An 18,061-nucleotide genomic window follows, 5' to 3' on the forward strand; every position below is an offset into this window, starting at 1 on the left:
CCGTTCGTCACGTGGCCTCGCCGGAGGCCGCGCGACGTCAGGACGGGGTGATGGTGTAGGTCGCTCCCGCCTGGGTCGGGAAGGTGACGACGTCGTTGGCCACGGTGTGGCCGACCGTGCCGCCGCCTGCCCGTGTCACCACGACCGCGCGGCCGGGCCACGGGTTGCCGACGCTCGCGGTGCGGCCCGCGTCGCTGGTGATGTCGACGTACGAGACCGTGCCGCCGACGCGGGCGCTGGAGACGAGGAACCCGTTCTTGGCCCGGAGCTTGACGAAGGAGGCGTTCCTGCCCGCGGGCCACACCGGGTACAGGCGCATGACGCCGCCGTCGCTCTGGAGCAGCACGTCGTTGACGGCCTCGATCGCGCCCGCCTTCTCCAGCCCGTGGTTGGGGTCGGTGATCCGCAGGTTGGGGGCGATCTTGGAGGTGATCTGGCCCTTGAGCTTGTCGATCAGGCTCTGGGCCGGGTAGCCGACGCGGGCGGCCTGGGTGAACACCTTGGGGAAGCTGTTCTCCTGGCCCCAGGAGTTCATCACGTCGATCGTGGCGATGGCGACCTGCCTGTCGGCGGCGGGGGAGTTGATGCCGAGCGCGTCGCCCGGGTGGATGAACTCCAGGTTGACGGTGTTGTCGCCCGGCCGGATGGGCCGGTTGTCGGACAGCGTGCCGGGGTCGGCCAGCGCGTACACCGTCTGCCCGTTGTAGGTCGTCCTCGGGATGTCCGGCAGGCGCGAGGCGATGTTCTGCCAGGTGGCCCGGTCGCCGGCGTCCACGTTGAGCTCGGTGCTCGCACTGACCAGCGAGGAGAACAGCCGCTTGAGCATGCCCCCGTCGGGGCTTGAGTTGCGCCCCCACGTGCCCTCGTGCGGCCCGCTCCACAGCCGGTAGCGCCCTGCGGCCGAGTCGTACTCCAGGTAGCTCTGGAAGAACGCCGCGACCTCCTTCATGAAGGGGTAGGCCGTGCCGGACAGGAAGGCGCGGTCCTGGGTGTACTCCCAGTACGAGATGTACTGCGTGACCGTGAACAGCGAGTTGGCCACCTGCTGGTGGTAGACGTCGCCGACGGTGGAGCCGAACGGGCCGATCCCGACCGGGAACAGCACGCCCGCGGGCACGCCGCCGCTCGGGAAGCGCGCGCTGACGTAGTCGGGCTTGACCCGGTTCAGGTCCTGCCGTGCGCGCCGCCTGGCCTCGGGCAGGTAGGCCTGCACCAGGTCGTACAGCGGCAGGGCCAGCTCCGGCCGGTTGCTGGAGTAGACGCCGTAGAAGTTGGCCACCCAGTTGTAGTTGAGGTGCATGTCGCCACCCCACTGCGGGAAGTCGGAGGTGGCCCAGATGCCGTACAGCCCGGGCGCCGTCTTGCCGGCGCGGATCGACGAGCCGAGCAGGTACAGCGAGCCGTAGTAGAACCTCTCCAGCGTGTCGTCGTCGAGGTCCACGTACGACTTGAGCCAGTACTGCTTCCACCAGTCGAGGTGCGCGTTGTAGAGCGCGTCGATCGAGCCGGCGTTCTGCCCGTCGGCGAGGCCGCGGGCGGCCGGGGCCGGGTCGGCGGGGTTGGGCCCGCCCCCGGCGACGCCGGTGACGACGGTCACGGTCTGGCCCGGTGGCAGGTCGAAGACGATGTTCCCGGCGGCTCCGCCCGCCGTCGGCGCGCCGACCTGCGTCCCTCCGATGACGCGGGTGGCGAGGGACGCGCGGGAGACCCAGCGTGAACCGGACGGCGTCTGGCGCGTCGCCCACACGGTGTTGCCCGAGACCCCCGAGGTGCTGGTGAAGCCGCCGCGCGCGTCCGGCGACCCCGTGGCGGTCTGCGCCTGGAGGCGTACGGTGGACGACCCGGTGGAGCGGATCCGCGTCACCACGAGGTCGCTGGAGGCCGCCGTCCAGGTCTTCATGACCACGGGGGTGCCGCCGATGGTCATCGTGGTGTCCACGTCGCCCTGGAGGATGTTCTGCTCCTCGGTGAACGGGCCGGACGGCGGCTGCGGCCCTCCTCCCGCGCCGTACAGCTCGAACTGGCCGATGCGCGCCCGCGGGTTGGCTGTCGAGTCGGGCGTGGTGCTCTGTGTGGGTTCGGTGATGGTGAGGCGCAGGTAGCGGGCGGTGGTCGAGGCGAACGTCCGGTCGGTGACGTTGGCCGTGTTGCCCGTGACCGTGTCGGCCGTCGTCCAGGTGGAGTTGTTCGTGCTGGTGGCCAGGGTCCAGTTCCTGGTGTTGTTGGCGGTCTCGGCGGGGCGGGCCGCGGCGTCGTGGCGGAGGATGTAGCGGTTGAAGGTCTTGGCCGTGCCGAGGTCCAGGGTGAGGGTTTGCGGTTTGCCGATGTCGGAGACCCAGCCCTCGTACCCCGCGCCCCACTGGCCGTTGACGGCCCTGTTCGGCGGGAAGGACGGGTGGGAGCTGGAGGCCGTGGCGCCGGCGCCGAGGGCCAGGTTGGACGAGCCGCCCCCGGCGACCGGGCTGATCGAGACCGAGCCCAGCGCGACCAGGGACACGTCCGGGTTGCCGGTCCAGAAGTCGCCCTTGGAGATGTAGAACGTCTTGTACCCGTCACCTCCGCCGGAGGTGACTCCGATGTCGCCGTTGCCGAGCAGCGCGGTGTTCGGCATGGTGCGGGTCACCGAGCCGGAGTAGGCCTGGTCGGTCCAGCGCCCCTTGACGGGGCCCACGAGCTGCTGCACCTGGGCCCATTGCTGGTCGGGTGTGGGCGCGGCGGACGCGGCCGTGGGCGCGGCCACCAGCGTCATGGTCAGGGCGGCGGCCAGTGCGGCGGGCAGCAGCCGGCGTCGTGGTCTGTACACGCGGTTCCCTTCTTGGCGGGTATCCCCGGATCACCCCTTGACCGCGCCGCCGGTCAGCCCCTTGACGAAGTTCTTCTGCAGGGCGAGGTAGAAGACGAGGATGGGCAGTGTGGCGAGGAACATGAAGGCGAACACCGCGCCGAAGTCGGACTGGTGCTGTCCGATGGCCCGGTAGACGCCCACCGTGACAGTGGTGCCACTGTCAGGTCCGAGGATGACGAGCGGGGTCAGGAAGTCGTTCCAGATCCACACTCCGAGGAAGATGAGCACGCTGGCCGAGGCCGGGCGCAGCAGCGGGAAGACCACCTGCCAGAACACCCGCAGGCGGCTCGCGCCGTCGAGCTCGGCGGCCTCCTCCAGCTCCAGCGGGACGCCCTTCACGAACCCCATGAAGAGCAGCACCCCGAACGGGACGTAGTAGCCGATGTTGACCAGGATGAGCCCCTGCAGCGTGGTCATCAGGCCCAGCGTCTTGAGCACCGAGGTGATGGGCGCCAGGATCACCGGCACCGGTATCATCAGCCCGCACAGCAGCGTCACCATCACGACCTTGGCGAGCACGTGCCGTGACCTGGCCAGGTAGTGGCCGAGCATCGCCGACAGCACCGTCAGGATCGTGATGGACAGCGCGGTGACCGCGACGCTGTTGACGAGCCCGTAGGTGAACAGGCTGTCGGGGCGCGACAGCACCGCGCCGATGTTCTCCATGGTCGGCGGCACGGGCGGCGCCGCCGGGTGGGGGACGATGTCGGTGCTCGGCTTGAAGACGTTAACCAGCATCAGGTACAGCGGCAGGAAGAACACCGCGCCGGCGAACGTCGCGGCCAGCGGCCGCAGCCAGGCGTGCGTCCGGGCGTCGATCACCGCGTCACCTCGCGTCGCTGGAGCACCCGCAGCACGATCACCGAGACGGTCCCCACCAGGGCCAGCATGACCGCCGCCATCGCCGAGGAGTAGCCGATGTGGTTGCCGGTGAAGGCCGTCTGGACGACCTGGAAGGCCATGGTGGCGGTCGTGCCCGTCCCCGGGCCGCCGTTGGTGATGACCTGGATCTGGTCGTAGGCCTTGAACCCCGTGATCAGCAGCATCACCGTGTTGATCGTCAGGGCGGGGGCCAGCATGGGCCAGGTGACGTTGCGGAACCGCGCCAGCGGCCCGCACCCGTCGATGGCCGCGGCCTCGCGCAGCTCACGCGGCACGCCCTGCAGGCCCGCCAGGTACACCACGACGCAGAAGCCGAGCATCTGCCAGGTGAGGATCCAGGCGATGGAGTAGAGCGCGATCTCCGGGTCCGACAGCCACCCGGGCGGGTCCGCCACGCCGAGGCCCCGCAGCACCGAGTTCAGCAGGCCCTCGTCGGTGAGCACCGCCTGCCAGATGACGCTGATCACCACCGAGCTGAGCACGACGGGCGTGAAGAAGACGCCGCGCAGCGCCAGGTACAGCTTGGTGGGCCGGTCCAGCAGCATCGCGATGAGCAGGCCGCCGGCGTTGGCCAGCAGCGTCACGATCACGGTGATCACGACGGTGTTGGCCAGCGCCTGGTGGAACTCGGGGTCGCCGAGCAGGTCGGCGTAGTTGCGCAGGCCCACCCAGCGGGTGGGCGGGTTGAACGGGTTGCGGTTGGTGAAGCTGTAGTACGCGGTCATGCCGATCGGCACCAGGACGAACAGCACGTACGCCAGCAGGCCGGGGAGGGCGAACAGGGCGAAGCGTCCCAGGCTCTGGCCGGTGCGGTACCGCCAGGCCGGGGGTCTGCGCCGGCGCGGCGGCTCCGCCGGGGGCCGCCGGACGCCGGAGGGGGCGGCCGCGGCGCGTGCGGTGGCCGCGCGGGTCGTCTGCGCCTTGTTCGCTTGGGCACTGTTCGCTCGGGCACTGTTCGCCTGCTCCATAGGGGCCGAGGAGGCCGCGAGGGCCGCGTGGTCGATGTCTGTCATCTACTGGTGTCCGGTCCTACCGGGTGGCCTTGGCCCACTGGTCGTCGAGGTAGGCCGCGAAGTCCGCCGCCGACTTCTTGCCGGTGATCAGGTCCTGGACGCCGAGCGCCGCCTTGTCGGCCAGGCCGGGCGGCAGCGAGCCGTCCCCGGCCTCCTGCGAGAAGGCGTTGACGATCGAGCCGTCGGCCATGCCCTTCTGGTAGATGTCGACGGTCGCCCTGTAGACCGGGCCCATGTCGGAGGGCGGCGTGTAGCCCTTGATCGCCGGGATCGAGCCGTCGGCCTTGACGAAGGCGTCGTTGTTCTGCTTGTCCTCGTCGAAGGCCAGCGCCCACTTCTTGGCCAGGCCGACGTTGGGCGCCGAGGAGCTGACGAGCGTCCCGCCGCCGGTGAAGGTCGGGGTGACGGGGGAGCCGTCGTCGGAGGGCCAGGGGAACGCGCCGATCTCGAAGCCGGGCTTGGTGTTGTCGGCGGAGGTGGCGAACCACGACCCCATGGGGTACATGGCGCCCTTGCCGTCGCGGAACGCCTGCTCGGTGTCGGCGTACGACCTGCTCAGGCCCGCCGGGTCGATGTAGCCCTTCTGCGCCAGGTCGGCGACCTTCTGCGCGGCCTTGGTGAAGTCGGGGCCCGCGAACTTGACCGAGCCGGTGGCCCGCTGCGTCAGCCAGTCGGGCGTCTTGTGGTAGACGTCGGTGGCCACCGTGGCGGTCAGCGGGTACATGTCGGCCCAGGTGTCGGCGCCGCCGCCTCCGACCACGAACGGGGTGATCCCCTTGTCCTTGAGCTTGGCCGACACGTCCAGCAGCTCGGGGTACGTCCTGGGCGTCCCGGTGATCCCCGCCTTGGCGAAGGCGTCCTTGTTGTAGTAGACCACCGGGATGACCTGCGTGTTGTACGGCAACTGGTAGACCTTGCCGGCGATGGCGCCGGCCTTGGGCGCGATGAAGTTCCTCAGCTCCTCGTCGGTGAACGGCGCGAGCTTGCCCGCCTGGGCGAACCCGGCCGGGTTGACCGACTGCAGGATGTCGGGCAGGTTGCCCGAGGCGTCGAGCTGCTTGGCGTAGCCGGTTCGGTCGACGTTGGGCGATACGAGCTTCTTGATGGTCACGCCGGGGACCTTGGCGGAAGCCCGGGCGATCGCGGCGTCCCAGAACGCCGCGTCGAGGTTCGGCGTCTCGAAGACCAGGAAGGTCAGCGTGACATCGCCGCCGGAGGCGGACGTCTCGGACGGCTTCTCGCCGCCCACGCCGCACCCGGCCGCCGCGAGGGTCGCGGCGAGGCACCAGACCATGGATCTGCGCACTGCGCAGCCCTCCTTTCCCTGTGATCGGCTCCCCGCGGCCGGTTGAGATAACGTTATCCCGAAAGGTAGGTTGTTACCGAGAGGTTTCAAAGAGCAAGGGCGGCAACGAATTGGTCACGGCACTCCGGGCTTCACGATGGCCAAGAACGGCGATCATGAAGAAGATGTCCTCATGCGGGGACGGGAAGAAGAGGTGAGCGCCGGCCGCCGAAACCGGCGTCCGACGATGGTCGACGTCGCCCGGGAGGCCGGGGTCGCGCTGCGTACCGTGTCACGCGTCGTCAACGGCGACTCCACCGTCGGGCCCGGGCTCGCCGCGCGCGTGCACGCCGCCATCGCCGCGCTGGACTACCGCCCCGACGAGCGCGCCCGCCAGCTGCGCTCCGGCGTCACCGGCACGCTCGGCGCGGCCGTCCGTCAGCTCTCGCACGTCAACCCGGTGCTGAGGGCGGTCGAGCGCGCCGCCAGGGACGCCGGGCTGATGGTGCTGGCCGCCTCGACCGAGGACGATGAGGAGCTGGAGCGCCGGGTCGTCGAGTCGATGTGCCGGCGCCGCTTCGACGGCATCATCCTGGAGCCGATAGGAACCGACCACGGCTACCTGATCCCCGAGCTGGCGGCGGGCCTGTCCCTGGTGGCCGTCGACCGTCCCGTGCTCGGGCTCGACGTCGACTGCGTGCTGTCCGACAACGTCGCGGGGATCCAGGCCGCCTACTCCCACCTCGCCGAGCGCGGGCACCGCCGCATCGCCTACATCGGCGACGACGAACGCATATACACCGCGCAGGAACGTGCCACCGCCTTCCGCGCGTGCGCGGCCGCGAGCGGCCGCGCCGTTGACAGCATGGCGCACACCGGGCCGATCGAGCGGGGCCGCATCCGCGCGGCCATCGCCGCGGTGCTGGACGGCGACTCCCCGGCGAGCGCGATCATCACGGGCAACGCCACCATCAGCGTCGAGGTGCTGCGCGAGCTGGGCGCCGCCGCGGGGAAGGTCGCCGTCATCGGCTTCGACGACTCCGAGCTCGCCACCCTGCTGCGCCCGGACCTCACCGTCATCGCGCAGGACGACCGGACGATAGGCGGCACGGCCGTCGACATGCTCCGCGCCCGCATCGCCGAGCCGGACCGTCCCGTGCGACGGGTGACGGTGCCGGTGGAGCTGGTCGCCCGGGGCTCGGGGGAGATCCCTCCCGCCTGGTGACCCCGGCCCGTGCCCGCTTCGCGACAGTGACCTCGTCCTGCCGTCCTTGCCCGAGACCTCCTATCGGTTGTCCGGCGTGGCCGTGGTGACGAAGTAGCCGCCCTTGTCGAAGTCGGCGAGCAGGCCGACACTTCGGTTGCCGCCGCTCGGGCCGCAAAAATCTCACGATATCGAGCAAATGGCAACCGCCAATCGCGCCGCCGTTCGTACGCGCTGACGAGGCGGTATGTCGGCGCTTCCGTCCGGGGTGGATCACCTCCTACCAATCGCCGGGCCGGTCACTCATGCCCGCCCCCTCCCATGTGCGACAGGCGGCCTCAAAGTCGAAATAGAGGCATGAATGGGACATTAATTTATGTGGCACAAAAATCTTGACACCGCTCACGTCCGATGTAACTATCGCAAAAAATTACAGGATTGTGAAAACAGATTCGAGTAACTCGAAATGCAAGGCGGGCGCAAATCGTCAAGCGTCGACAAGGCGTTTGAACTCATCCAGACGGTCTCCGAGACGGGCCGTGCCGGCATCACGCTCGGTGAGCTCGCCGGTCACGCGGGCATCGCCGTCAGCACGGCGCACCGGTACGTCACCTCGCTGCTCGAACTCGGCGTGCTCGACCGGGACGCGGCCGGCTCCTACCACCTCGGCGTCACGCTGGTCGCCCTGGCAGGGCAGTACCTGGAGGAGGACGGCCTGCGCGCCGCGGCCCGCCCCTACCTGGCCGAGCTGGTCGAGCTCAGCGGCGAGACCGTCCACCTGGGCATCCTCGCCGGCAACCACATCGTCTACATCGACAAGGTCGAGAGCGCCAAGTCGGTGCGGCTGGTGTCCCGGATCGGCCACCGCGTCCCCCTGCACTGCACGGCGATGGGCAAGGCGGTCCTGTCCCTGCTGGACGACCGGCGCAGGGACGAGCTCCTCGCCGGCCCGCTCGACCGCCGCACCCCGGGCACCCTCACCGGAGAGGCCCTGCTGGACGAGCTGGCCGTCGTCCGCGACCGCGGCTTCGCGATCGACGACGAGGAGAACGAGGAAGGCGTCCGCTGCGTGGGCCTGGCGATCGTCAACGCCTCCGGCCAGCCCGCCGCCGCCTTCAGCGTCTCGGCCCCCGCCAACCGCTTCAGCGTCGAGGACTGCCATCGCCTGGCGCCCTCCGCCCTGGCGATGGCGGCCGAGATCAGCCGCCGGATCGGCTACGTCACCAAGAACGGCGCCTCCGGGACGCACCGCCCGCGCAGGCGGGCGCCCGGCCGCCCGCCGCTCAGCGGGGCCAGGGATCCCTGACCGTCCCGGTCTGTGCCCGCCGCGCGGCGCCGATCGAGAAGCCGATCCATCTGAGGAGTGAAACGGATGTCCACCGATATATCGCCCGCATCATCGAAGAACGTCATCGTCGTCCGCAACCCCGGCACGGGCGAGGTCCTCGGGGAAGTGGAGGCCATGGACGCGGGGCGCGTCGCCGAGGTGGTCGCCGACGCGCGCGACGGCCTGCGGGTGATGACGGCCATGCCCGCCCACGAGCGGGCCGCGCTGCTGCGCCGGGTCGCCGGCCTCATGGAGGACGAGAGCGAGAGCCTCGCCCTCCTGCTCGCGGCCGAGAACGGCAAGCCGCTGCCGCAGACCCGCGGCGAGGTCGAGGCCGCCATCCGCATCTTCCGCGGCTACGCCGGGGAGGCCACCCGGCTGTTCGGCCGGCAGATCCCCCTGGACGCCGTGCCGGGCCTGGAGAAGAACCTCGCGGTCACGATGCGCGAGCCGCTCGGCGTGGTCGCCGCGCTCGTGCCGTTCAACTACCCGGTCGAGCTGTACGCCCACAAGGCCGCCGCCGCGCTGGCCGGGGGCAACAGCGTCGTCGTGCAGCCCCCCGCCCGCTGCCCGCTCACGCTGCTGCGGGTCGCCGAGCTGGTCGACCAGGCGGGCGCGCCCCTGCACGCCCACCAGCTCGTCACCGGCGGGGTGGAGGTCTCGCAGGCGCTGGCCTCCTCGCCGGGCGTCGCGGCGATCGGCCTCACCGGCAGCACGGCCGCCGGGCGCGAGATCGCCCGCCGCGCCGCCGACACCCTCAAGAAGGTCTTCCTGGAGCTCGGCGGCAACGACGCGCTCATCGTGTGCGACGACGCCGACGTCGAGGCCGCCGCCCAGGCGGTGGTGCTCGGCCGCCTCGCGCGCGGCAACGGCCAGATCTGCTGCGCGGTCAAGCGGGTCTACGTCCAGGACCGCGTGCACGACGCGTTCGTCGAGTCGCTGCTCGCCCAGACCGCCAAGCTCACCGTCGGCGACCAGCTCCTGGAGTCCACCGACGTGGGCCCGCTGATCTCCGAGGAGGCCGCCGAGCGCGTCGAGGCCGCCGTCGGCACGCTCGTCCGGGACGGCGCCCGGCTCGCCGCCGGTGGAGCCAGGCGCGGCTCGTTCCTCGACCCCGCCGTCCTGGTCGACGTCCCGGTGACCAGCGCCGCGTTCGCCGAGGAGATCTTCGGCCCGGTGGCGCCGGTCGCCCGGTTCTCCGACCCGCTGGAGGCCGTGCGGATGGCCAACGAGTCCCCCTACGGCCTGCACGCCGCCGTCTTCACCCGCGACATCTCGCGGGCGTTCACCCTCTCCCGGCTGCTGGACACCGGCGGCGTCATCGTCAACGGCTCGACGGCCCTGCGCGCCGAGAACCTGCCGTTCGGCGGCACCAAGGACACCGGAGGCCACCGCGAGGGCCTGCACGACACCGTCCTCGAGTACACCAAGGAGAAGACGGTCATCGTGATGGGGGCCTTCGGATGATCCTGGAGCTCCGGGGCGTGCGCAAGGACTACGCGGGGGTCCAGGTGCTCCACGGCGTCGACCTCGCCGGCAGGGGCGGCGAGGTCCTCGCCGTGGTAGGCGCGAACGGGGCCGGCAAGTCCACCCTCATCAAGATCCTCGCCGGGGCGCAGGCCATGAGCGAGGGCGAGATGCGCATCGACGGCGAGCGGGTCGAGCTGCGCTCGCCGCACGACGCCCACGCGCGCGGCATCAGGACCGTCTACCAGGAGCTCACGCTGGTGCCCCAGCTCTCAGTCACCGAGAACCTGCTGATGGGCAACTACCCCCGGCGGCGCGGCGGCCTCATCGACTGGCCCGCCGCGCACGCGCGGGCCAAGGAACTGCTCGTGGGCATCGGCTTCGGCGCGATCGACCCGCGCACCCCGGCGGGCCGCCTGCCGGTGGCCCGGCAGCAGATGGTCGAGATCGCCAAGGCCCTGGTGGACGAGCCGCGCGTGCTGGTGCTGGACGAGCCGTCCGCGGTGCTCGCCGGCACCGACCTGGAGGCCCTGTTCTCGCTCATCGCGCGGCTGCGCGAGCGCGGCGTCCTGGTCGTCTACGTCTCCCACCGGCTCGCCGAGGTGCTCGACATCGCCACCACGATCGTCGTCATCAAGGACGGCCTGGTCATCGGCACCACCGAGCCGTCGCGCACCGACGAGGGCGAGCTGATCGGCCTCATGGCCGGACGCCGCCCGGCGCAGATCTACCCCGACCGGCGTGCCGGCCGCGGCGAGCCCGCGCTCACCGTCTCGGCGCTCGGCCGGGCCGGGGAGTTCGACGGCGTCTCCTTCACCCTGCACGCCGGGGAGATCGTCGGCCTGTTCGGCCTGGTCGGATCCGGCCGCAGCGAGATGGCCCGGTGCGTCTTCGGCGCCGAGCCCGCGACCTCCGGCCAGGTGCGGGTCCCCGGCGGCGGGGGCGGCTTCCGCACCCCGGCCGAGGCCATCGCCGCCGGGCTCGCCCTGGTGACCGAGGACCGCAAGGGCAGCGGGCTGGTGCTCGGCATGAGCGTCGCGGACAACATCATGCTCGCCACCCTGCGCTCCACCCTGCGCGGCCCGCTGATCGACATGGCCCGCCGCCGGCGCACGGTGGCCGAGATGATCGAGAGGCTGGACATCCGGCCGCCGCACTGCGCCACCATGGCCGCGGGCCACCTCAGCGGCGGCAACCAGCAGAAGGCCGTCCTCGCCAAGTGGCTGCTCGCCGGGCCTCGCGTGCTGATCCTGGACGAGCCGACCCGCGGCGTCGACATGGCCACCCGGGTCGAGATCTACCGGATGATCGACGGCCTCGCCCGCGAGGGCCTCAGCGTCCTGCTCATCTCCTCCGACCTGACCGAGGTGCTCGGCGCCACCGACCGCGTCCTGGTGATGAACCAGGGACGGATCACCGGCGAGGCCCGCTCGGACCGCGCCACCGAGGACGAGCTGCTCACCTACGCGATCGGGAGCGCCGCATGACCGGCCGGCTCATCGAGCCCGCCCCGCCCACCTCGTCCGCCGCGCCGCGCCGCGGGCTTCCCCGGCTGGTCGTGGGCGGCCGCGACCTCACCGTGCAGGCGGCGTTCGTCGCCCTGATCGTGCTGCTCGCCGGGACGGCGGCGCTGACCTCCGACACCTTCCTCACCCAGGCGAACATCACCAACCTGCTCAAGCAGATGGTCACCACCGGGCTGCTGTCGTTCGGCATGCTCGTGGTCATCCTCACCGGCGGCATCGACCTGTCGGTCGGCTCGGTGGTCGCCTTCTCCGGCATCATCACCGCGGGCCTGGTCTCGGGGCTGCCGATCCCGGTGGCGATGCTGGTCGGCCTGGCAGCGGGCATCGGCGTCGGGCTGGTCAACGGCACGCTCGTCGCCCGCTTCGGGCTGGCGCCGTTCGTGGTGACGCTGGCCGCGCTCACCACCGTCCGCGGCCTGGCGTTCGTCTACTCCGAGGTGCCGATCGCCCCCGAGGACCCCGGGTTCCTGACCCTGGGCACGGCCATGGCGGGCCCGCTGCCCTTGAGCACCCTCATCATGCTGGCGGTGTTCCTCGCCGGCGGCGTGTTCCTGTCCCGCACCCCCGCGGGCCGGTCGATCGTCGCGATCGGCGGCAACGCCGAGACCGTGCGCCTGGCGGGCATCAACGTGCGCCGGCACGTCGTGCTCGCCTACACCGTCAGCGGCGCCTGCGCGGGCCTGGCCGGGATCATCCTCACCAGCCGCGTCGGCATCGCCCAGCCCAGCGTGGGCGTGGCGTTCGAGCTGGACGCCATCGCCGCGTGCGTCATCGGCGGCGCCAGCCTGGCGGGCGGGCGCGGCTCGGCGCGGGCCACGTTCGGGGGCGTGGTCGTCCTCGCGCTGATCAACAACCTCCTCAACCTCTACGGCGTGCAGGCCTTCTGGCAGCAGGTGCTCAAGGGATTGATCATCATCGCCGTGATCCTCGTCCAGCGCACCAACCGAGTGCGTTCCTGACCTCCCTCCTCCCTCCACAACCCCCCTTCGGAAGCCATCGGAGGCCCCCGACATGAAATTCACGAGGCTGCTCGGCGTGCTGGTCACCGGCGTTCTCGCCGCCGGCCTGGCCGCATGCTCCTCCGGATCGAACGAGCCGGCCGCGAGCGGCGGCGCCACCACCGGCGGCAAAGGCCCCTACACCATCGGCGTCGCCAACTTCATGCTGAGCGGCCCCTACTTCAGCGGCATGGACAAGGCGATCGCCGCCCAGGCCAAGAAGAAGGGCAACGTCACGATCATCAGCACCGACGCGGGCGGCGACGCCGCCAAGCTGGCCGCCAACGTCGAGGACCTGCTGAGCAAGAACGTCGACGCCGTCATCATCTCCGGCGGCCCGCTGGAGTCCGCGCCCGCCGCGCTGAACTCCATCAAGGCCGCAGGCAAGCCGGTGGTGCTGGTCGACCGCAAGTTCCAGACCGGCGAGTACACCAGCTGGATCGGCCCGGACAACGAGGCGATCGGCAAGCAGGACGGCGAGTTCATCGCCTCCAGGCTGCCGGACGGCGGCGAGGTCGCCATCATCAAGGGCGGCCCCGCCGACAATAGCATCGGCCTGGCCCGCACCAACGGCGTCAAGTCCGTGCTGGGGAGCAAGCCGGGCATCAAGCTGGTCGAGGCCCCCGCCTTCGGCGAGTGGGGCTCGGACGGCGGCCTGTCGGTCATGGAGAACCTGCTGGCGACCAACCCCAAGCTCGCGGCGGTCTTCTGCGAGAACGACGCGATGTGCCTGGGCGCGCAGCGGGCCATCGCGAGCGCCGGCAAGGACGAGCAGATCATCATCGCGGGCGTCGACGGCCAGGCCGAGGCGCTCAAGGCGATCCTCGACGGCACCAACTACGTGGTCACGGGCCTGAACGACGCCGACGTCATCGGCGGCAAGGGCCTGGACCGGGCGGTGGAGATCCTCCAGGGCGCCCAGGTCGAGAAGGACACCGTCGTCCCCTCGCCCATGGTCACCAAGGACAACGCGGCACAGTACTACGACCCCGACGGGGCCTTCTGAGGAAGCTCCAGCACCAGATCGGCCGGGACGGCGGGCGGCGACGCCACCCGGCCACCGCGCGGCGCCGTCCGCGCCGCGCGACAGAACACCCCCGGAGGACAACGTATGCGACACACGGCACGACGAGCGGCTCGCGGGGCGGCCTTCGCCGCGGTCACCTCGGCCCTCGTCATCCTGAACACCGCCACGGCCGGATCGGCCACGGCGGGTCCGGCGAAGCCCGGACCGTCGGCCGGCTCCCGGACGGCGGGCGCCGCGGCGCCCGCCGTCGCGGCCGACGACCCGACCCGTCCCGGCTGGACCCTGCTCTACAACGAGAACTTCTCCACGCCGATCAACGCGTCGGGCACCCCGTGGGTGAGGGAGACCTACGCCCAGCCGTTCGACACGATCAGCGACGACGCCGGCCAGTGGTACCGCAACGACTACGGCCCGGCCTGGACCACCCAGTTCAACTCCTTCTCGACCTACCGCAAGGACATCCGGGTCGGCCAGGACGGGTGGCTGACGGCCTCGCTGTCGGCGCGCGACTTCAACAACGACGGCGTCCTGGAGTCGCCGCCGTCGATCAGCACGCAGGCACTCGGCGGCGAGCACGTCGCGGTGCTCAACGTCCCGGAGTCGACCGGCGGCGCCATCTTCCGGCCCACCAACAAGCTGCCGGACCAGTACCGCGTCGAGTACAAGCTGAAGACCCTCGACTTCGGCGGCAAGCGCAACGGCGCGATCAACTACAACAACCGGATCAACGGCTACAGCACGGCGGGCTGCAAGACCCAGCACCCCTGGGGTGAGGGATCGCGCTCTCCCGGCTGGACCGGCGACGCGTCGGTGCCCTACTGCCAGTGGCAGGACGTGCGCCAGGGCCCGTACGGGTACAACGGCTTCCACTTCATGTCGATCGTCGACTTCGCCAACCCGGCGCCCCGCAACAACCACTTCTGGCACTACCACCGCAAGGTGCTGATGGACGCGTTCTCGCAGCACCCCGACCGGGTGGGCTCCGGCACCGGCGGCCGGGTGTGCAACTCGGCCGACAACACCTACTACAACTACCGCGACAGCAGCTTCAACACCGTCAACATGTGGATCAGCGGGATGCCGAACTGGAACCCCGGCCCCGGCGGCCTGCCCGGCAACTCGCAGTGGTTCATGACGAGCTGCTCCGGCGGCGTCGCCGAGCAGCAGCTCTCGTCGGCCGCCGAGCTGCAGCCCGAGCTGATGCCGAACACCTACTACACCTTCGCGATCGAGCGCGACGCCACCGGCTACACCCTGGAGGCCAGCGGCAACTTCGCCCGCGCCGGCCAGAGGACCCTGCGCTTCCACCGGAACTTCGTCGTCGGCAACGACCCGATCTGGCACTACAACGTCAAGGCGTCCGAGTACGACGGCCGGTTCAACGGGACGCTGACGCAGAACGACGCGAACGGCAGCGCCTCCTGGCCGAACCAGTGGCCGAACGGCTCCGCCTACCCCGACTACTTCGTCATCGGCGACCTCTACACCAACGTGTACGAGGGCAGCGCGAGCCTGACCGACATCCGCCTGTACGTCCCCGGCCAGCAGACCGGGACGAATCTGCTGCTCAACAAGCCCGCCACCGCCGACAGCCAGTGCGCGGCGACCGAGGGGCCGGCCAAGGCCGTCAACGGCACCTGGAACGGCGGCAACGCGGACAAGTGGTGCTCCCTCGGGGCGAGCAAGTGGCTGCGCGTCGACCTCGGGGCCTCCACCGCGATCAAGCGCTTCGTCGTCCGCCACGCCGGGGCGGGCGGGGAGAAGCAGAGCTTCAACACCCGCGACTTCGACATCCAGGTGAGCAACGACGGCAACATCTGGACGAACGCCGTCCAGGCGCGGGGCAACACCGCCGACGTCACCACGCACGCCGTCAACGTCTCCGGACGGTATGTACGCGTCAACGTGATCAAACCGACGAACGACACCGACACCGCCGCGCGAATCTACGAGCTGGAGGCCTACTCCTCCTGACCGGTCCTTCCCGGCCCGATGCGCGGGGCGGGCCTCGCACGCCGAGGCCCGCCCGGCTTCGTCGCCTCCGGCCGGGCCCGCTTCAGGCCGGTTCGCCCTCCAGGCCCTCCGGCCGCGCCCGGCGGATCGGCGTCAGCACGGCCGACAGGGCGATCAGCGTGCAGGCGACGCCGGCGAGCAGGAAGACGGACGTGACGCCGTAGCGGGACGCCGCGGCGGTCAGGACGGCGGCGCCCACCGGGCCGAGGGTGTTGTGGATGGTCCAGAAGGCCGAGGTGACGCGGCCGAGCAGATGGCTCGGCGTGACCTCCTGGCGCAGCGACATCGAGCAGATCCCGGCGACGCCCGTGCAGAGCAGGCAGAGCGTGGCCAGCACGCCGACGGCCAGGGCTCCCGGGGACGCCCCGAGCAGCGCGATCGTCACGCCGCACAGCGCCCAGGCGCCGATCCAGCACGCCCCGAACCCGAGCCTTTCGCGCAGGGGGGCCACGAGGGTGGCCGCGAGCAGGGAGCCCCCGGTGGCGGCGGCGAGGATGTAGCCGACGGTGCTGTCGGACCGGCCGAGGTCGTGCTTGAGGTAGTAGATGATCAGGTCCGTCAGGCCGAACGTGAGGAACAGGAGCAGGGTGAGCATGATCGTCAGCCGCCGCAGCACCGGGTGACGCCAGAGGAACCCCGCCCCTGCCATGAAGTCCCTGGTCACGGCGCGGCGCCGGGACGGCTTGGCATCGGTGGCCCCGGGCTCGGCCTCGTCGGCTCGGACACCGGCCCCCGGGCCGGACGCGGGATCGGGCCGGGGGGCGGGTTCGGCGGGGCGCGGGCGGACCAGGAGAAGGCCGGCCGCCGAGACGGCGAAGCTCGCCGCGTCGATCGCGATGGCCGCGGCCGGCCCGGCCAGGCCGGAGACGACGCCCGCCAGCGTCGGCCCCGCCACGCCCGCCACCGAGTACGCCGCGTACAGGTGGCCGTTGGCCTTGGTGATCTGGCCGGCGGGGACGAGGGCGGGCACGATGGTCACATAGGTGACCTGGAACTGCATCGCGAAGGCCCCCGCGAGGGGGACGACGGCGTACAGCAGCCACACCTGCGGCGACACCAGCCACACCACCGGGATCAGCCCGTACAGGACGCACCGCGCCACGTCGCAGACGATCAGCAGCGCCTTGCGGTCCACCCGATCGGCCAGATATCCGGCGAACAGCCCCGTGACGATCGAGGCGACGCCCACCAGGCCCGTGACCACCCCCATCTGGACCACCGAACCGGTCGCCCGGAGCACGAGCAGCGGGATCGCCACGTACGAGAACGAATCACCGAGCGCGGACAACGCCTGCACGGTGAGAAACCAGCGGAAGTTCCGGTTCCGCCACAGGGACGGCGCCGATCCGGCCGGGCCCGCGGACTCACGGGACGCGGCCTCCCCGTCTGGCATCGACACCCCCGCGGTCAGGTTCCGGCCCGGCGACCCGGACAGTGCAACAAGATCCCAGCCACGTGTCAAGCGCGCCCCCTGCCCGGACACCAGGGCCGCCACGCGAGCGCCATGTTCGGAACCGGTCCTGATGGTCGCGGGTGGCGCTGTCCGAATCCTGGCGGAGGTGTCGCCCCCACGCCGGCCGGCCCGGCAGGTTACAGGGACCGCGCCGGCGCCGGCAGGAGAGGGCGGGCGGCCCGCGCGTCGACGAGGCGCACCGTGTCGGACAGCACCTCGCCCAGCCGGGCGTCCACGGTGAGCGTCGCGTAGTCGTCCCCGCGCGTCGGGCCCTGGTTGACGATCGCCACCGGGATGTCCAGCTTCGCGGCCCGCAGCACGAACCGGCGGCCCGACATCACCGTCAGCGACGACCCGAGCACCAGCAGGACGCGCGCCCGCTCGACCATGGCGTAGCACGCGCCGACCCGGTCCGGTGGGACGGTCTCGCCGAAGAACACGACGTCGGGCTTGAGGACGCCGCCGTCGCAGGCGCGGCACCCGACCGTCAGGAACCTCTCGGCCTCCTCGTCGGACAGGTCGACGTCGCCGTCGGGGTTCACCGCGTCCGCCTGGGCGTCGAACCGGGGATTGGCCTCGCCGAGGCGGTGGTGCAGCTCCTCGCGGGAGCTGAGGTCGCCGCAGCCCAGGCAGACCACCTGGTCCAGGCTGCCGTGCAGCTCGACGACCCCGCGCGCGCCGCCGGCCTGGTGCAGGCCGTCGACGTTCTGGGTGATGATGCCGCTCACCAGCCCCCGCTCCTGGAGACCGGCGACCGCGCGGTGCCCGGCGTTCGGCGCGGCCCGGGCGATAGTCCGCCAGCCGACGTGGCTGCGCGCCCAGTAGCGCCGGCGCGCGGAGGCGTCCCCGGTGAAGGTCTGGTAGGTCATGGGGGTGTGCCGGACCAGCGCCCCGCTCGGCCCCCGGTAGTCGGGAATGCCCGACTCCGTGGACAGTCCCGCCCCGCTCAGCACGACAACGCCGCCCGCGCCCAGCATGTCCGCCAGCGCGCTCGTCCCATCGATCACCCCTCCATGCTGCC

The 18,061-nt window shown here is 71.3% G+C and carries 13 protein-coding genes; 7 read left to right on the plus strand and 6 right to left on the minus strand.

The window, feature by feature from the left end; translation table 11 throughout:
• Nucleotides 1–37: 37 nt before the first annotated feature.
• Genes DQ384_RS23045 through DQ384_RS23060 form a run of 4 tightly spaced genes read right to left on the minus strand, consistent with a single transcriptional unit; the run spans nucleotide 38 to nucleotide 6,046 of the window.
• Nucleotides 38–2,803, minus strand: a complete 2,766-nt coding sequence (locus DQ384_RS23045) for a glycosyl hydrolase family 95 catalytic domain-containing protein (protein ID WP_114030954.1) — start codon at nucleotides 2,801–2,803, stop codon at nucleotides 38–40.
• Between the two features lie 30 nt (nucleotides 2,804–2,833).
• Nucleotides 2,834–3,667 carry a carbohydrate ABC transporter permease gene (locus tag DQ384_RS23050; protein ID WP_220183077.1) on the minus strand — a complete coding sequence of 278 codons (834 nt, stop codon included), beginning with the start codon at nucleotides 3,665–3,667 and terminating at the stop codon, nucleotides 2,834–2,836.
• Nucleotides 3,664–4,740, minus strand: coding sequence for a carbohydrate ABC transporter permease (locus tag DQ384_RS23055; RefSeq protein ID WP_220183078.1), 1,077 nt, complete (start codon nucleotides 4,738–4,740; stop codon nucleotides 3,664–3,666). The genes DQ384_RS23050 and DQ384_RS23055 overlap by 4 nt, the downstream gene beginning before the upstream one ends.
• A 16-nt stretch (nucleotides 4,741–4,756) precedes the next feature.
• Nucleotides 4,757–6,046: an ABC transporter substrate-binding protein gene (locus tag DQ384_RS23060; protein ID WP_220183079.1), complete on the minus strand. Its 1,290-nt coding sequence runs from the start codon at nucleotides 6,044–6,046 to the stop codon at nucleotides 4,757–4,759.
• A 172-nt stretch (nucleotides 6,047–6,218) separates the two neighbouring features.
• Here DQ384_RS23060 and DQ384_RS23065 point away from each other — a divergent pair, with 172 nt between their 5' ends.
• The 7 genes from DQ384_RS23065 to DQ384_RS23095 all read left to right on the plus strand — a co-directional run bounded on the left by DQ384_RS23065 (nucleotide 6,219) and on the right by DQ384_RS23095 (nucleotide 15,548).
• Nucleotides 6,219–7,250 (plus strand): LacI family DNA-binding transcriptional regulator, encoded by a 1,032-nt coding sequence (locus DQ384_RS23065; RefSeq protein WP_220183080.1) that lies wholly within the window; start codon nucleotides 6,219–6,221, stop codon nucleotides 7,248–7,250.
• Nucleotides 7,251–7,695: 445 nt separating this feature from the next.
• Nucleotides 7,696–8,535, plus strand: a complete 840-nt coding sequence (locus DQ384_RS23070) for an IclR family transcriptional regulator (protein ID WP_114030956.1) — start codon at nucleotides 7,696–7,698, stop codon at nucleotides 8,533–8,535.
• Between the two features lie 66 nt (nucleotides 8,536–8,601).
• On the plus strand, nucleotides 8,602–10,023 hold the full coding sequence (locus DQ384_RS23075; RefSeq protein WP_114030957.1) for an aldehyde dehydrogenase family protein: 1,422 nt from the start codon (nucleotides 8,602–8,604) through the stop codon (nucleotides 10,021–10,023).
• Entirely contained in the window at nucleotides 10,020–11,510 is a 1,491-nt protein-coding gene (locus tag DQ384_RS23080; RefSeq protein WP_114030958.1) for a sugar ABC transporter ATP-binding protein, read from the plus strand. Before DQ384_RS23075 ends, DQ384_RS23080 begins: the two co-directional genes overlap by 4 nt.
• Nucleotides 11,507–12,508 carry an ABC transporter permease gene (locus tag DQ384_RS23085; RefSeq protein ID WP_114030959.1) on the plus strand — a complete coding sequence of 334 codons (1,002 nt, stop codon included), beginning with the start codon at nucleotides 11,507–11,509 and terminating at the stop codon, nucleotides 12,506–12,508. The genes DQ384_RS23080 and DQ384_RS23085 overlap by 4 nt, the downstream gene beginning before the upstream one ends.
• Nucleotides 12,509–12,560: 52 nt before the next feature.
• Nucleotides 12,561–13,553: a substrate-binding domain-containing protein gene (locus DQ384_RS23090; RefSeq protein WP_114030960.1), complete on the plus strand. Its 993-nt coding sequence runs from the start codon at nucleotides 12,561–12,563 to the stop codon at nucleotides 13,551–13,553.
• A 105-nt stretch (nucleotides 13,554–13,658) separates the two neighbouring features.
• Nucleotides 13,659–15,548 (plus strand): discoidin domain-containing protein, encoded by a 1,890-nt coding sequence (locus tag DQ384_RS23095; protein ID WP_114030961.1) that lies wholly within the window; start codon nucleotides 13,659–13,661, stop codon nucleotides 15,546–15,548.
• 82 nt (nucleotides 15,549–15,630) lie between these two features.
• Here DQ384_RS23095 and DQ384_RS23100 read toward each other — a convergent pair whose 3' ends face one another.
• Nucleotides 15,631–16,980 carry an MFS transporter gene (locus tag DQ384_RS23100; protein WP_114030962.1) on the minus strand — a complete coding sequence of 450 codons (1,350 nt, stop codon included), beginning with the start codon at nucleotides 16,978–16,980 and terminating at the stop codon, nucleotides 15,631–15,633.
• A gap of 197 nt (nucleotides 16,981–17,177) precedes the next feature.
• On the minus strand, nucleotides 17,178–18,017 hold the full coding sequence (locus tag DQ384_RS23105) for an NAD-dependent protein deacetylase (RefSeq protein WP_114031068.1): 840 nt from the start codon (nucleotides 18,015–18,017) through the stop codon (nucleotides 17,178–17,180).
• Nucleotides 18,018–18,061 lie beyond the last annotated feature (44 nt).

The sequence above is a fragment of the Sphaerisporangium album genome, assembly GCF_003323745.1.
In the GTDB taxonomy this organism is placed as follows: Bacteria; Actinomycetota; Actinomycetes; order Streptosporangiales; family Streptosporangiaceae; genus Sphaerisporangium; species Sphaerisporangium album.

Excerpts from the sequence above, each read along its gene's own strand:
- DQ384_RS23080 (WP_114030958.1), top strand. The coding sequence starts at position 10,020 with ATGATCCTGGAGCTCCGGGGCGTGCGCAAGGACTACGCGGGGGTCCAG.
- DQ384_RS23085 (WP_114030959.1), top strand. The coding sequence starts at position 11,507 with ATGACCGGCCGGCTCATCGAGCCCGCCCCGCCCACCTCGTCCGCCGCG.
- DQ384_RS23070 (WP_114030956.1), top strand. The coding sequence starts at position 7,696 with ATGCAAGGCGGGCGCAAATCGTCAAGCGTCGACAAGGCGTTTGAACTC.
- DQ384_RS23065 (WP_220183080.1), top strand. The coding sequence starts at position 6,219 with ATGCGGGGACGGGAAGAAGAGGTGAGCGCCGGCCGCCGAAACCGGCGT.
- DQ384_RS23100 (WP_114030962.1), bottom strand. The coding sequence starts at position 16,980 with ATGCCAGACGGGGAGGCCGCGTCCCGTGAGTCCGCGGGCCCGGCCGGA.
- DQ384_RS23105 (WP_114031068.1), bottom strand. The coding sequence starts at position 18,017 with ATGCTGGGCGCGGGCGGCGTTGTCGTGCTGAGCGGGGCGGGACTGTCC.
- DQ384_RS23055 (WP_220183078.1), bottom strand. The coding sequence starts at position 4,740 with ATGACAGACATCGACCACGCGGCCCTCGCGGCCTCCTCGGCCCCTATG.
- DQ384_RS23075 (WP_114030957.1), top strand. The coding sequence starts at position 8,602 with ATGTCCACCGATATATCGCCCGCATCATCGAAGAACGTCATCGTCGTC.
- DQ384_RS23090 (WP_114030960.1), top strand. The coding sequence starts at position 12,561 with ATGAAATTCACGAGGCTGCTCGGCGTGCTGGTCACCGGCGTTCTCGCC.
- DQ384_RS23095 (WP_114030961.1), top strand. The coding sequence starts at position 13,659 with ATGCGACACACGGCACGACGAGCGGCTCGCGGGGCGGCCTTCGCCGCG.